Source organism: Mycobacterium sp., assembly GCF_044223235.1.
GTDB lineage: Bacteria > Actinomycetota > Actinomycetes > Mycobacteriales > Mycobacteriaceae > Mycobacterium.
Window position 1 is genome coordinate 1 of sequence record NZ_JBGAME010000002.1, and the last position, 13,830, is coordinate 13,830.

Consider the following 13,830-nt stretch of genomic DNA (forward strand, 5'->3'; position numbering starts at 1 on the left):
GTTGCCTACCTCGGCATCCCGTTGATCGGCCCGGACGGCTACGTCATCGGTACGCTGTGTGTTTCGGATGTCACACCGCGGGTGTGGACGACGGGTCACGTGCAGATACTCCGCGACTTGGCGCAGCTGGCGGCCGAGCGGATCTTCGCGGCGCCCGCCACCCATTAGCGTTCATCCCTGGCAAATTCTGAATGGCCCCATTGTGATTGGAGTGCGGCAAACGCATTCGCCATTTAAACTATCGGCGATTCCAATGGGCAGGGGGATGAATGCAACTGGACGTGACGACCCGACGTTTGCCGCGTGCGCAGCGTGCGCCGCAGTCGCTTCACCAGGTCGTCGTCGTACCAACCCATGCGCCCACCATGCCGCGCTGGCTGGAGGCCGCGCGGACCCGACGCGGGCATCTGCTGGTCCTGTTGATCGACGACACGCTCGGTGCGGTCTGCGCTGTCGCGCTGGCGCTGTGGTGGACGCGCGGAAACCCGGTCACCGTCCAGGTCGGCGTGTATCTGTGGACCTTCGTGCCGTTCGTGATCATCCTGATGGCCAGTCGTTCGATGTACCGGCGCAGGCTCAATCGCACCTTCCTTGACGAGGCCGAACCCGTCCAGACCGCCGTCGCGCTGGCCACCTTCGCTACGTTGAGCGTGGTCCTGTGGAGCGAACCTACGGTCTGGCCGAGCCTGCTGATGCTGCACATGTGGGTGTGCGCGGCACTGCTGATCCCGGGGGTGCGTTTCGCCGGATCGCTGGCCCAGCGCTGGTTGCGGCGACGCTATCGGGACGCGGCGCCGACCGTGATCATCGGCTCCGGGCCCGTTGCGCAGCAGTTGATCACCCGGATGCGTCAGCTGCCCGAGTACGGACTGCGTCCCGTGGGGGTGCTCGACATCACCCCGCCGACCGACGACGAGGTGCTGGACGTGCCGTATTACGGGCCTGTCGCGAACCTCGCGCTGGTTGCAGGCACCACCGCGGCCGAAGAGGTCATCGTGGCCCCGTCCGCCATGGACGACGAGCAACTGGCCCTCGTCGCGCACAGGGCACAACAGCTCGGGCTGCGCGTCAGGGTGGTGCCCAGACTCATCGACGCGATGGGTGGCGGCGCCCGCGTGGAGCACCTGGGCGGCATGCCGTTGGTGGTCCTCGACCATGTCGATCCGCGCAGTTGGCAGTTTGCTGCCAAACATATGTCCGACCGGATTGCCGCGGCTATCGGGCTGTTGCTGATCTCGCCGCTGTTCCTGACGCTGGCGTTGTTGGTCAAACTCAGCTCGCCGGGGCCGGTCTTCTTCGCCCAGGAGCGGGTTGGTCGCGATGGTAAACCGTTCGGCTGCTTGAAGTTCCGCAGCATGCGGCCCGTCGATCCGAGCGACGAGGTGTTCGAACTGAAGGACGGTGCCGCACCCGGCGGCGTGGAGGGCGTCGACCGCCGCACCCCCATCGGCAAGATCATGCGCAAGACGTCGATGGATGAACTACCGCAGCTGATCAACGTAGTGCGCGGTGAGATGAGCTTGGTGGGGCCTCGGCCGGAACGCCCGGAGTTCGTGGAACTCTTCGCGATTCAGGTTCGCCGCTACGGCGAGCGCCACCGCGTGAAGGCCGGCATGACCGGCTGGGCGCAGGTGCACGGGCTGCGCGGGCAGACGTCGATCGCCGACCGCGCGGAGTTCGACAACTACTACATCGAGAACTGGTCGGTTCTATTGGACTGGAAGATCCTGGTGCTCACCGTGTTCGCGGTGCTACGACCCACAGAAGACTGACGACCGCGTGCCGGGCCGCCCCGAACCCGCCCACGTCGGTCTCATCCCGGACGGGTTGCGGCGCTGGGCCGACGCCAACGGCACCAGCCTTGCCGATGCCTACCTGCGCGGTGCGCACAAGGTCGTCGAGATTCTGCTGGCGTTGCAGCGCAACGACATCCAGACGGTCACCGTCTACAATCTGAGCCGCGCGAACCTGGGCCGCCGACACGACGAACTCGAGGCGGTGTACGCGGCGTCCATCCATTTTCTCGAAACCCTGATCCCAGCAAACTTCGACCCCGGCGAGTCCGCCGTGCGACTGCACGGTGAACGCAGCCTGCTGCCCCAAGCGTTTCAGGCGGCGGCGTGCCGTACCGAGTCCCTCATGACCGGTGACCGGTTCCGGATCAACGTGCTCGCCCCGTACGACGCCTATGATGAGTTGCGCGGCGCCCAGCGCCGGGCGGCGCGGGAGGGCTGTGACATCGCCGACGCCTTCGACATCGGGGAGGTCGACCTGGTGATCAGGACCACCGCCGAGCCGCTGTTGAGCGGATTCCTGCCGCTGCAGAGTCAGTACGCCCAGCTGATCTTCCTGAACACACCGCTCAACGACCTCGATACACGGCACATCGACGACCTCGTCGCCGAGTTCCGGCGTTCGCAGCAGCGACGTGGCCGATGAGCACCGAACGCCGACCCCTCGTGATCGGCGCGGGCCCCGCCGGTCTGACCGCCGCACTCGAACTTGCGCGCCGAGGAGTCACCCCGCGCCTCTACGAGGCGTCCGGGCGCGTCGGCGGTTTGGCCTGCACGCCGACCGACGGCGACTGGCGAGTCGACCCTGGCGGGCACCGGTTCTTCACCAGGAGTGAAGAGGTGCTGGACCTGTGGAAGTCACTGCTCCCGCCACGCCAATGGCACTCGATCGCGCGGCGCTCCGCGACGCTGGTGGACGGTCGATACGTGCGCTACCCCCTCATCGGCCGTGATCTGATGACGCAGATGGGGCGCCTGCGTGGACTGCGCGGGCTGACCAGCCTGGCCTGGGCCAGACTGCGGTGCGGGCTGGACCCGCGCGACGACGATGTCAGTTTCCGCGACTGGGGCACAAGGGAATTCGGGCGGTATTGGTACGGCGTGTTCTTCGAGGGCTATGTGCGTAAGACCTGGCTCACCGAACCGGATCAGATGTCGAGCGACTGGGCGGATCAGCGGATCAAACCGATCAACTGGTGGCTGCGACGAAAACCCAGCCTCGAGAACCAGGATGTGTTCCGCTATCCCCGGCTCGGGCCGGGACAACTGTGGGAGGCCGCGGCGGATGTCCTCGCGCAGGCCGGTGTGACGGCGGCATTGCACGCTCAAGTGGACAGCATCCGGGCCGACACCGCGGGGTGGACGATCGGATTCGCCAACGGCCACACCGCATCCGGCGACAGCTTGTTCTCCAGCATGCCGCTGCGCAGGCTGATCGAAGTGCTCGAGCCCGCCCCGCCGGCCCACATCCGCGCGGCGGCCGGTGCATTGAAGCACCGGGGCCTGATCACGGTCGCGGTGGCACTGCGGCGGCACTACGACATCCCGTACAACTGGGTGTACACGCCCGGTCCCGGTCTGCGGGCCGGCCGGATTCAGAACTACACCCACTGGTCGAAGGATCTCGCACCGCCGGGCTGGACCGGCACTCACCTCGGACTCGAGTACTTCGTCGGCCCTGATTCCGACCTGTGGGCCACGGATGACGCGAGCCTGGAGGGCATGGCGATGGCGGATCTTGATGCCCTCGGCCTCGATGCCGGTGTTCTCGACCACGTGATGGTTGTGCGGTCCCGCTTCGCCTATCCCGTCTGCGATCCCGGCCGGGAGCGCAGTATCGCGTGGATCCGCGACTTCCTGCGTCGCGAGCATCCGGCGCTTTACCCGATCGGCCGCAACGGCATGCACCACTATGACAATCAGGATCACGCGATGTTGAGCGCGATGCACAGCGTCGCCCGCTATTTCGGCGAGTACGTGGATCCCTGGCAGGTCAACACCGACCGCCGCTACCACGAATCGGGGCTATTGAAGGGCTGAGGTCCGGTCAGCGGAAGCGGACATTCAGCGTCGCCAAGCCGAAGATCTTGCGCCCTGCGGACTTTGCGGCGACCACGACCACACCGCTGCGGGTCGCCGGGTCCAGCGACTTGATGCGGCCGCTGAATTCGATGTCGGCGCCCTCGGCGGCCGAGACGATCGCGGGCTGGGACAGCCGCACCGCGTAACGGGTGACCGCGCCGGGGTCGCCCGTCCACGCGGAGGCGAATCCGGCGCCCAGACCCATGGTGAGCATTCCGTGAGCGATCACGTCGGGCAGCCCGGCCAGTTTGGCGATGTCTTCGTCCCAATGGATCGGGTTGGCGTCGCCGGCCACGCCCGCATAGTTGACCAGGTCGCCGCGGGACAGCCGGGTGTGGTGCGTGGGTAGTTCGTCGCCGACCTTGACGTCATCAAAGGACGGCGTCCCCGGCGTGCGGGTGATGCCGCCATCGGAGATCCGAATCTCGCCCTCGGGGCGGACGGTCTTCTCGTAGACCGCGTCGGAGCTGTTGATGTCGAGGATGTTCAGGTCGTGCATCATCGCGTTCTGCACCGCCGCCATGGTTCCGGGATTGATGTCGTCGGCGGTGACTCCCACGACGGTGGTGTGCAGCGTGTGCACCCGCTCGCCCGCCGCATCGGTAAACGTGTTGGTGACGGTGATCAGCTCCCTGCCGCCGATGCTGCGCACCGACGTCAACTCCACGTCGACGTGGAGTTCGTCTCCCGCCACGATCGGGCGGTGCTGTTCGAAGACCTCTTCGGTCTGCAGGTAGGTGTCGTACCCGACCACGATCGATTCGAACATCCGGCGGTTGCAGCTCATGCCCGGGGTCGACGTGAACGTCAACGGCGCGACGACGTCCGAATAGCCCAGCTCAACGGCGGTGGAGACATCCCAGTGCGCGGGGTGGTAGTCCTGCACCGCGCGGGCGTATTCGCGCAGCTTCTCGCGGCCCACGAGGTATGTGCCGTCCATCTGGTAGTAGTGGCCGACCCGCGCTTCGAGTGCCGGCGCGCCTGCTGATGCGGTCATGAATGTGCTCAACTCTTCTATCGTCGTGTTCGATGGGCCGACCAGTGCACAGTAACGCGCGGCCCCCGTCGCCCTGTGCGTCGATGCTCGTTCGGCGGGGCGGTTCGGGGCAGTAGGGACAGCCCTACCCTGGAGACGCGGGCACGCCGGATGGGCAGCCGCCGGGTGGACGCCTAGCGTCGCGTGGGACTGGAGCATCCCCCGCGGCCCGGACAACACCGAGCAGAATCGCCGGGTTCTCGCGGTGCTGGCCTACCTGCGCGGCTAGCACTTCTGGCGCCGATGCGACGATGACGCCATGACCGCAACGCTCGTCGCGAAGAATGTGGCCGGCGGGTTCGCCCATCGCACGTTGTTCGAGGGCCTCGACCTGACCGTGGCGCCGGGCGATGTGATCGGAGTCGTCGGCGCGAATGGCGCAGGCAAGAGCACGCTGCTGCGGATCCTGGCCGGGGAACTCGAGCCGATTGACGGCACGGTCAGTCTGGCGCCTGCCGATGCCTTCGTCGGGTGGCTGCCGCAGGAGCATGAACGGGTCCCCGGCGAGACCGTTGCCGCCTACATCGCGCGCCGCACCGGATGCTTCGAAGCGACGCACGCCCTGGAAGCGGCGGCCGAGGCGCTGGCGCACCCGGGTCCGGCGGGAATGGACCAAGACGCCGTTTACGCTGCGGCACTGGATCATTGGCTCGCCACGGGTGCGGCTGATCTCGATGAACGGCTGCCGGCGGTGCTGGCCGACCTGGGGCTCGACGTCGATGTGGTGCGCCCCGAGTCGACGCTGATGACCGGGCTCTCCGGTGGCCAGGCGGCGCGGGTCGGCCTGGCGGCGCTGGTGCTGTCGCGTTTCGACATCGTGCTGCTCGACGAGCCGACCAACGACCTCGATCTCGACGGACTGGACCGGCTGGAGCGTTTCGTGCGTGAGCTTCGCGGTGGCGTGGTGGTTGTGAGTCACGACCGGGAGTTCTTGGCGCGCAGCGTGACTCGCGTCCTCGAATTGGACATCGCGCAGAACATGACCACGGTGTTCGGTGGGGGGTACGAAAGCTATCTGGAGGAACGTGAGGTCGGGCGCCGGCACCGGCGCGAACAGTACGAGGAGTTCGCCGAGAGGAAAGCCGATCTGGTGGCCCGCGCACGCGTTCAACGGGAATGGTCGAGCCAGGGGGTGCGCAACGCGATCCGCAAATCGCCCGACAACGACAAGATCCGGCGTCGCGCCGCCACCGAGTCCAGTGAGAAGCAGGCGCAGAAGGTGCGGCAGATGGAAAGCCGGATCGCGCGCCTGGAGGAAGTGGAGGAGCCGCGCAAGGAGTGGGCGCTGCAGTTCACCATCGGGTCCGCGCCGCGGTCGAGTTCGGTGGTGGCGACACTCGACAATGCTGTTGTGCGCCAGGGCGATTTCGTGCTTGGTCCGGTGTCGGTGCAGGTCGATGCCGGTGAGCGCGTCGGCATCACCGGACCGAACGGAGCGGGGAAGTCGACGTTGCTGCGGCTGCTGCTGGGCCGCCGGCAGCCCGACGAGGGGCGGGCCAGCCTGGGCGCCAACGTCGCCATCGGCGAGATCGATCAGGCCAGAGCCGAGTTCTCCGGGCCGGGGCGACTGGTCGATCGCTTCGAACATCACCTGCCGTCATGGTCGACCGCCGACGTGCGCACCCTGTTGGCGAAGTTCGCGCTCGGCGCCGACCACGTCGAACGTGCGGTGGACGAACTCTCGCCCGGTGAGCGAACCCGCGCCGGCCTGGCGCTGCTTCAGGCCCGTGGCGTCAACGTGCTGGTGCTCGACGAGCCGACGAACCATCTCGACCTCCCCGCGATCGAGCAGCTCGAGCAGGCGCTCGACAGCTATGCCGGTGCGCTGTTGCTGGTCACGCATGATCGCCGGATGCTGCAGAACGTTCGGCTGGACCGGTCCTGGCTGGTCGACGACGGCCGGGTTATCGAGCTGTAGGTCAACTGACCGCTACTCGTGGTGGTGGTAGTGATCGCCTTCGATGTCGCCGTTCAACGGGACGGCTGCGGGCGGTGCGGGTTCGACAGGCGCCGGTATCGCGGGCGTGCCGGTCGCCTCGACGATGACCAGCCGCGGAGCCGGTGGCGCCGGATGATCGTGCTGGCCGTCAGCGTGTTCGACGCTGGGCCCATGATGGCCGTGCTGCAGACCCGAAGCCACTCCCACGGTTGACGCCAGAACGATGACAGCACTGCCGCCGAGGAGGACGCCGGTGGTTGCGAAGGACGGTAGTGACCCTCCCCGACGCGCGCGGTACCAGACCCAGCCCGCCCCCATCACGACATAGATCTCGAGCAGCAGGGCGCAGAGGTCGGCGGCTTGAATCATCTCGGGTTGACCGGCATGTGGCCCGAGCGGCACGCCGGCAGTCCGAGAAACGCCCCACAGCGTGACCGCCCCGACGTTGGCGATGATCCCGGCGGCAAGCACGGGTCGTGTGGCGTGCGTGAGCACCAGTCGCGCCCAGAGCAGTTGGAACAGTGCCAGTGAGACGAAGAACATTCCCGACGCCGTCCACTGTTGCCAGTGCGTCGGTGCGACGGCGAAGTGGATGATCGCCGCGCCGAGCGAAGCGATCGCCGCAAGACGCGCGGACAGCCTGCCGTCCTTCCTCGCCGTTGCTCGGGATGCCATTCGTCCGATGATGTCAGCGTCTGCCCGGACCGTCGCCGCGTGACATCACATCTCAATGCGACCGAGATATCCCTGATATCCCCGATAGCCCAGTAGTTCACCCGGCAGCGTCCGTCTGCGATTGGCGCCTGCAGCGAGGCCGCATTAGTTTCTGGGGGTGATTTCCTCAGCTGCTGGTGCAATCGCGCGGTGGATGACACCCTTCCTGGCCGCTGCCGCCGTCGCAGGTATGGTGCTGTCTCCTGTGCCGGAGCGCGACGGTCCCTCACCGGCGGTGCGCCTAGTCAGCGACGCCAACCCGCTCGCCGGAAAGCCCTTCTACGTCGATCCCGTGTCCGCGGTCATGGTGGCCGCGCGGAACGCCAACCCGCCGAGTCCTGAGCTGACCGCCGTCGCCAACACACCCCAGGCGTACTGGATCGACCAGCACTTCCCCGCGGGCACCGTCGAAAGAACGGTGGCGGGGCTCGCAGGCGCGGCACAGGCCGTCGGCGCGACGCCGGTGCTGACGCTGTATGCGATCCCGCACCGCGATTGCGGCAGCTACGCCGCGGGTGGGTTCGCGTCGGGCGCCGATTACCGCCGGTGGATCGATGCGGTGGCATCGGGCTTGGGCTCCCTGCCTGCAGCGATCATCCTCGAACCCGATGCGATCGCGATGGCCGGTTGCCTATCGCCGGATCAGCGCCAGGAGCGCTTCGACCTGCTGCGCTACGCCGTTGACACGCTGACCCGCGATCCGGCCGCGGCGGTGTACATCGACGGCGGGCACTCCCGCTGGCTGAGCGTCGACCAACTCGCCGCAGGGCTCAACGAGGCCGGTATCGCCAAAGCGCGGGGATTCAGTCTCAACACCACGAACTACTACACCACCGATGAGCAGATCGGTTACGGAGAGGCGGTGTCGGCGCTCACGAACGGCTCGCATTACGTGATCGACACGTCCCGCAACGGTGTCGGTCCGGCACCCGAGTCCCCGCTGAACTGGTGCAACCCCGGTGGCCGGGCGCTCGGCACGCCGCCGACCGCGGCGACCGCGGGGGCGCACGCCGACGCGTACCTGTGGATCAAACGGGTGGGCGAGTCGGACGGATCATGCGACCGCGGGGAACCGCGTGCCGGTGTCTTCGTCAGCCAGTACGCCATCGACCTGGCCCGCAACGCGGGCCAGTGAACGCTAGACGGTGAAACCGCCGTCGACGTTCCAGTTGGCTCCGGTCACATAGCCGGACTCTGGGCCCGCCAGGAAACTCACCACTGCGGCGACGTCGGTGGTGTGGCCGTAACGGCCCAGTGCCATAACCTCTTTCAGGCTTTCGGCGAAGTCGCCATCGGCGGGATTCGCGTCGGTGTCGATCGGACCCGGTTGTACGTTGTTGACCGTGATCCCGCGCGGGCCGAGTTCCCGGGCCAGTCCTCGGGTGAGGGATGACACCGCGCCCTTGGTCATCGCGTACACGGAAAGCCCGGGCCCCGGTACCCGGTCGGCATTGATGCTGCCGATGTTGATGATCCGTGCACCCTCGTCCAGATACTTGATCGCACTGCGCACCGCGAAGTACACGCCGCCGATGTTGATCGCCACCAGACGGTCGAACTCCTCGGACGCGAAATCGTCGATCGGGGCGATGTGGACGACACCGGCATTGTTCACCAGCACGTCCAAGCCGCCGAGTTCGGCGACCGCCTGATCGACCGCGGATGCGATCTGCGCCCGATCGGCGGCGTCGGCCTGGATCGCCACCGCTGTGCCGCCGTTGGCCGTCACCTCGGCGACGAGCTTCTCGGCGTCGGCCGGCGAGCTTGCGTAGGTGAAGGCGACCGATGCGCCGTCCGCGGTCAGTCGCCGCACGATCTGTGCACCGATCCCGCGCGAACCGCCGGTGACCAGTGCTCGCCGTCCCGCCAGCGTTGCCGTGCTCATGTCCATGGACCTCCCAGAGTGATTACGAACCGGATTGTTCCTTAGTATGGTGAGGTCAAGGTCGATACGGCTGAATAAATTCCCGGTCTGGCCGGATCAGGCGAAGGGCGGTGCGCAATGGCGGTCGGGCGGCCGCGGGAGTTCGACCCCGATCAGGTGGAGCAGGCAGCGATGAAGCTGTTCTGGGAGCACGGCTTCGATGGAGTGTCGATCTCCGATGTGTCGGCGGCTACCGGGGTGAATCGTCGCGGCATCTATGCCGAGTTCGGCTCGAAGGAGTCGCTGTTCGAAAGAGCCAAACAGCACTATCTCGCCGGACCGGGTGGCTACCTGACCGATGCGCTGGCGCGGCCGACGGCCCAAGGCGTCGCCGCAGCGATGGTGCACGGTGCGGCCGACACGGTGAGCGGCGATCAGCGCGGGTGTCTGCTCGTCGGAGACGCCCCGGGCCTGGCCGAGCTGCGCGACGCCATCGTGCATCAACTCGCCGAGCGTTTCGATGCGGCGGTAGCCGGTGGCGAGTTGTCCGGTGTCGACACGCTGTTGCTCGCCCGCTGGATCGCCGCGGTGTGTCAAGGGCTTGCCGTCCAGGCCCGCAGTGGAGCCAGCCGCGCCGATCTGCATGCCGTAGCCGAACTCGCATTGGCGGGTTGGCCCGGGTTCTTCCCGGAGAGCGGTGCGCCGCCAAAAATCGCAGGGCGATGACGGACCCCGCTGCTACGCGTTGATCGCGTGACAATGATCCGCCGCGGCCTTCTTTCCCCCGCCGGGATGCACAGGGCATCCTCGGCGGGGTTGACGCGCGCGGACCTCGTGGGCCTACTTCGGGCGACTCCCTCCGGGCGCCGGGGCGTCGTCAGCCGGCCCAGTCGCTTCCGATCCTTCCGTCGCCAGGCTTCGGCGGCCGCAGTGGCCGTGCACCGCCACCGGAAGTGTGGGCCGGAACAGCAATCTCGTAGCTTTCTCACCTTTGGTGTATGTCCTGCTGGGAACGTCGCCTGACGTTCCCATAGTTTGGTGTATCCAAACGTCTTCTCCACCAACAGTTTTCGGTGAAACAATCATTCGACATCGCGGGCTTTGCGATGCACCATGATTGAAAAGCAACGCACCCCGCTCAGCCGGTGTGCAGAGCGGCACAGCACGCGAATCAGCGTGCCGTGCTCGTCCTTTGAGAACTACACAATGACATTGAGTCACAATGGTGTTGAGCGTCCGTGACGAAACTGGAAGACGTGCCGGACTCAAGATGACCTTCCGCTCGTTCAAGCTGCTGGACGAACTGGCGGCGGCCGCGACCAAGGCGAAGGCGGCGCAGAGCTGACCTGTGCCCTCGGTCGGCAACCGCCTGCACAGTTCCCGGCGCCGTGACCGTAGCGCGGGTGAGCGGACTCCGGTTCCGAATGCTGCCGAGAACCTTGTGTCCACGCTAAACCGAAGGCTGTCGACACTCGCGGTCGAGCACCCGGTGGTCGTTATCATCACCGAGACGGCCGCAATCGCCTCCCCAACACCGGTCAGCCGCCGAGGCGACGTTTCGCGACGATGAGCATGCCGGAGCGCGGAGGACGCTGAGGAGCACTGAGGAAAATGCCCGGACTCGCCGACGCGATCGCCTCGCTTCAGCTGGTTGACCATCATGTCCACGGAGTCACCGCGCACGACCTCTCACGCGCCGAGCTTGAGACGATGCTGACGGAGTCCGATCGTGCGCGGCCCGCAGGTCTGACACAGTTCGACTCACAGGTCGGCTTCGCGGTGCGCCGGTGGTGCGCACCGCTGCTGGACCTGCCCTCGCACGCCGATCCCGACTCCTATCTGGCCCGTCGGCTCGAACTCGGCGCGGCCGAGGTCAACCGCCGCCTGCTGCGCGCCAGCGGGGTGGACACCTACCTGGTGGAGACCGGCTACCGCGGCGCCGACATCCTCGACGTCTCGGGCATGGCCGAGTGCAGCGGCAGCGCCGCGCGGGAGGTCGTGCGGATCGAGACCGTCCTGGAAGCGCTGCTGTCGGGCGGCGCCGACCCGGTGTCCGTCCCGACCGAGTTCCCGCGGGTCCTTGCGGAAGCCAGCACCGGTGCCGTCGGCCTGAAGAGCGTCGTCGCCTACCGCCACGGCTTCGACTTCGACCCGGCACGGCCGTCCGACCGGGACATCGTCGCGGCCGCCGCCGCGGCGATCGAGCAGTTCGAACGCACCGGGCGGGTGCGGGTCGACGATCCGGTTCTGCTGCGGTTCGGGCTGTGGTGCGGGATCGACCGCGGCTTGCCGCTGCAGCTGCACACCGGGTACGGAGACCCCGACTTGGACCTCCACCGATGCGATCCGCTGCTGCTGATGCCCTGGCTGCGGCTGGTGGAGTCCTGCGGGGTGGACATCCTGCTCCTGCACTGCTACCCCTACCACCGCCAGGGCGGCTACCTCGCGCAGGTGTTTCCGCACGTCTACTTCGACGTGGGGCTGGCCATCAACTACACCGGGGCCCGATCGCAGGCGGTCATCGCCGAGTCGCTGGAGCTGGCACCGTTCGGCAAGATCCTGTTCTCCTCCGACGGGTGGGGCCCCGCCGAGCTGCACTACCTGGGCGCCGAACTGTGGCGCAGGGGCACGGCGGCCGTGATTGCCCGTTGGGTCGACTCCGGCGATTGGGCCATCGATGACGCCGTTCGCGTGTTACGAATGATCGGTCGCGACAACGCGATTCGTGTGTACGGCTTGGACGGCCGGTGAGCGCCGAACTCCGCGCGGCCCCGCTTGACGCCCTGACCCGGGCCCGCGACGACGGGGTGGACCTGCGCCACCGGGCGCCACCTTCAGCTAGCCGCCACGCACGTCCATGTCGAGACCGACTCGCGCCGAAAGGAACAGCATGGCCGAATACCCCGCGACGAGCGAACCTGATGCCGCCGCCCTGTCCCAGTCGCAGACACCCTACGTGGACGCGATCCGCCGCTACGCCGACACCGACTACGTGCGCTTGGACGTCCCCGGCCACAGCGGCTCAGCGCTGGCGCAGCCGGAACTCGCCGAGCTTTTCGGTGACCGGGTGCTCAAACTCGACCTGCCGCCGCTGGTGGACGGCGTCGACCAGGGGACCGCGCCAACGGCCCTGCAGCAGTCGGCACGGCTGGCCGCCGAGGCGTGGGGGGCGCGGCGCACCTGGCTGGTGACCAACGGCGCATCCAAAGCCAACCTCGTCGCCTGCCTCGCCCTGCGTCATCTCGGCGAACACGTTGTGGTGCAACGGAGTATGCACTCCAGCGTGATGGACGGGATGGTTCTCGGCGGTCTCATCGGGCACTACGTCCAGCCCGATGTCGACGCCGATATCGGCGCCGCACACGGGGTGCGGCCTGCGGCCCTCGCCGATGCGCTGGACGCCCAGCCCGAGGCCGTCGCCGCGTACGTGGTGACTCCCAGCTACTTCGGCGCGGTCTCCGACGTGCCGGGGCTCGCACAGGTCGCCCACGCCCGCGGTGTGCTGTTGATCGTCGACCAGGCGTGGGCCGCCCACTTCGGGTTCCACCCCGACGTGCCCGAGAACGCCCTGCGTCAGGGTGCCGACCTGGTCATCTCGAGCACCCACAAGCTCGGTGGCAGCCTCACCCAGTCCGCGATGCTGCATCTCGGCAATGGGCCCCGCGCCGATGAGCTGGAGCCGCTGGTCAATCGGGCCTTCCGCTCGATGCAGTCCACCAGCGCGAGCTCGCTGCTGATGATGTCGCTCGACGTCGCCCGGCACTCGCTGGCCGTGCACGGCCGGGAACGGATTCAGCGGTCGCTCGATGCGGCCGCCCGGTTGCGCGCCGGCCTCGCCGACGACGGGCGCTTCGCCGACCTGTCGGACCGGTTCCTGCAGTCGCCCGCGGTCGTCGGGATCGACCCGCTGCGGATCGCGATCGATACCCGAGTCGGCGGACTCAGCGGCCACACTGCCCGCCAGTTGCTGTTCCACGATCATCGGGTCCACACCGAGATGGCCACCGACTCCGCGGTGGTCGCGGTGATCGGCGCGGGTGCCGCACCCGACATACCGCGCGTCCTGGATGCGCTGCGGGAATTGCCCGACGAGCACGCGGAGAACGCACCGCTGGTCGGCCTGCCCGACGCGGGTCCGATCGCGATGACCCTGCGGCAGGCGTACTTCGCGCCGGCCGAACTGATCCCGACAGACCAGGCGGTCGGCCGGATCTCGGCGGACTCGCTTGCGGCCTACCCTCCGGGAATCCCGAATGTGCTGCCCGGGGAAGTGTTCACCGCGGATGTCCTGACCTTCTTGTGCAGCACGGCCATGTCCCCATTCGGTCATGTCCGCGGCGCCGCGGATACCGCGCTCACCCATGTCCGTGTGCTCAAGCAGACGTCGTTCTCGTGACGCGGC

At 67.5% G+C, this 13,830-nt stretch carries 13 protein-coding genes; 10 read left to right on the forward strand and 3 right to left on the reverse strand.

What is annotated here, in order from left to right; translation table 11 throughout:
• Positions 1-15 precede the first annotated feature (15 nt).
• The 4 genes from ADBZ6K_RS03030 (at position 16) to ADBZ6K_RS03045 (ending at position 3,833) form a co-directional block, all read left to right on the forward strand.
• Complete coding sequence (locus ADBZ6K_RS03030) at positions 16-168, forward strand: GAF domain-containing protein (RefSeq protein WP_526344851.1); 153 nt, start codon at positions 16-18, stop codon at positions 166-168.
• Positions 169-365: 197 nt separating this feature from the next.
• Complete coding sequence (locus ADBZ6K_RS03035) at positions 366-1,772, forward strand: sugar transferase (RefSeq protein ID WP_526344852.1); 1,407 nt, start codon at positions 366-368, stop codon at positions 1,770-1,772.
• Between the two features lie 7 nt (positions 1,773-1,779).
• On the forward strand, positions 1,780-2,439 hold the full coding sequence (locus tag ADBZ6K_RS03040; RefSeq protein ID WP_526344370.1) for an undecaprenyl diphosphate synthase family protein: 660 nt from the start codon (positions 1,780-1,782) through the stop codon (positions 2,437-2,439).
• A complete protein-coding gene (locus ADBZ6K_RS03045; RefSeq protein WP_526344371.1) occupies positions 2,436-3,833 on the forward strand; it encodes a protoporphyrinogen/coproporphyrinogen oxidase in 1,398 nt (465 codons plus the stop codon). The genes ADBZ6K_RS03040 and ADBZ6K_RS03045 overlap by 4 nt, the downstream gene beginning before the upstream one ends.
• A gap of 7 nt (positions 3,834-3,840) precedes the next feature.
• On the opposite strand, the gene ADBZ6K_RS03050 is transcribed toward ADBZ6K_RS03045, so the two are convergent.
• Positions 3,841-4,872 carry a fused (3R)-hydroxyacyl-ACP dehydratase subunits HadA/HadB gene (locus tag ADBZ6K_RS03050; RefSeq protein ID WP_526344372.1) on the reverse strand — a complete coding sequence of 344 codons (1,032 nt, stop codon included), beginning with the start codon at positions 4,870-4,872 and terminating at the stop codon, positions 3,841-3,843.
• A gap of 298 nt (positions 4,873-5,170) precedes the next feature.
• Between ADBZ6K_RS03050 and ADBZ6K_RS03055 the strand changes: the two genes are divergently transcribed.
• Positions 5,171-6,829: an ABC-F family ATP-binding cassette domain-containing protein gene (locus tag ADBZ6K_RS03055; RefSeq protein ID WP_526344373.1), complete on the forward strand. Its 1,659-nt coding sequence runs from the start codon at positions 5,171-5,173 to the stop codon at positions 6,827-6,829.
• 12 nt (positions 6,830-6,841) lie between these two features.
• Here ADBZ6K_RS03055 and ADBZ6K_RS03060 read toward each other — a convergent pair whose 3' ends face one another.
• Complete coding sequence (locus ADBZ6K_RS03060) at positions 6,842-7,525, reverse strand: hypothetical protein (RefSeq protein WP_526344374.1); 684 nt, start codon at positions 7,523-7,525, stop codon at positions 6,842-6,844.
• 151 nt (positions 7,526-7,676) lie between these two features.
• On the opposite strand from ADBZ6K_RS03060, the gene ADBZ6K_RS03065 reads away from it, so the two are divergent.
• A complete protein-coding gene (locus ADBZ6K_RS03065; RefSeq protein ID WP_526344853.1) occupies positions 7,677-8,699 on the forward strand; it encodes a glycoside hydrolase family 6 protein in 1,023 nt (340 codons plus the stop codon).
• A gap of 3 nt (positions 8,700-8,702) precedes the next feature.
• Here ADBZ6K_RS03065 and ADBZ6K_RS03070 read toward each other — a convergent pair whose 3' ends face one another.
• Positions 8,703-9,449 carry an SDR family NAD(P)-dependent oxidoreductase gene (locus ADBZ6K_RS03070; RefSeq protein ID WP_526344375.1) on the reverse strand — a complete coding sequence of 249 codons (747 nt, stop codon included), beginning with the start codon at positions 9,447-9,449 and terminating at the stop codon, positions 8,703-8,705.
• Positions 9,450-9,566: 117 nt separating this feature from the next.
• On the opposite strand from ADBZ6K_RS03070, the gene ADBZ6K_RS03075 reads away from it, so the two are divergent.
• From ADBZ6K_RS03075 to ADBZ6K_RS03090, 4 genes are all read left to right on the forward strand, one after another.
• Positions 9,567-10,154, forward strand: coding sequence for a TetR/AcrR family transcriptional regulator (locus ADBZ6K_RS03075; protein WP_526344376.1), 588 nt, complete (start codon positions 9,567-9,569; stop codon positions 10,152-10,154).
• A 496-nt stretch (positions 10,155-10,650) separates the two neighbouring features.
• Positions 10,651-10,773 carry a hypothetical protein gene (locus tag ADBZ6K_RS03080; protein ID WP_526344377.1) on the forward strand — a complete coding sequence of 41 codons (123 nt, stop codon included), beginning with the start codon at positions 10,651-10,653 and terminating at the stop codon, positions 10,771-10,773.
• A gap of 266 nt (positions 10,774-11,039) precedes the next feature.
• Positions 11,040-12,179: an amidohydrolase family protein gene (locus ADBZ6K_RS03085; RefSeq protein ID WP_526344379.1), complete on the forward strand. Its 1,140-nt coding sequence runs from the start codon at positions 11,040-11,042 to the stop codon at positions 12,177-12,179.
• 139 nt (positions 12,180-12,318) lie between these two features.
• A complete protein-coding gene (locus ADBZ6K_RS03090) occupies positions 12,319-13,824 on the forward strand; it encodes an aminotransferase class I/II-fold pyridoxal phosphate-dependent enzyme (RefSeq protein WP_526344380.1) in 1,506 nt (501 codons plus the stop codon).
• The last annotated feature ends 6 nt before the right edge of the window (positions 13,825-13,830 follow it).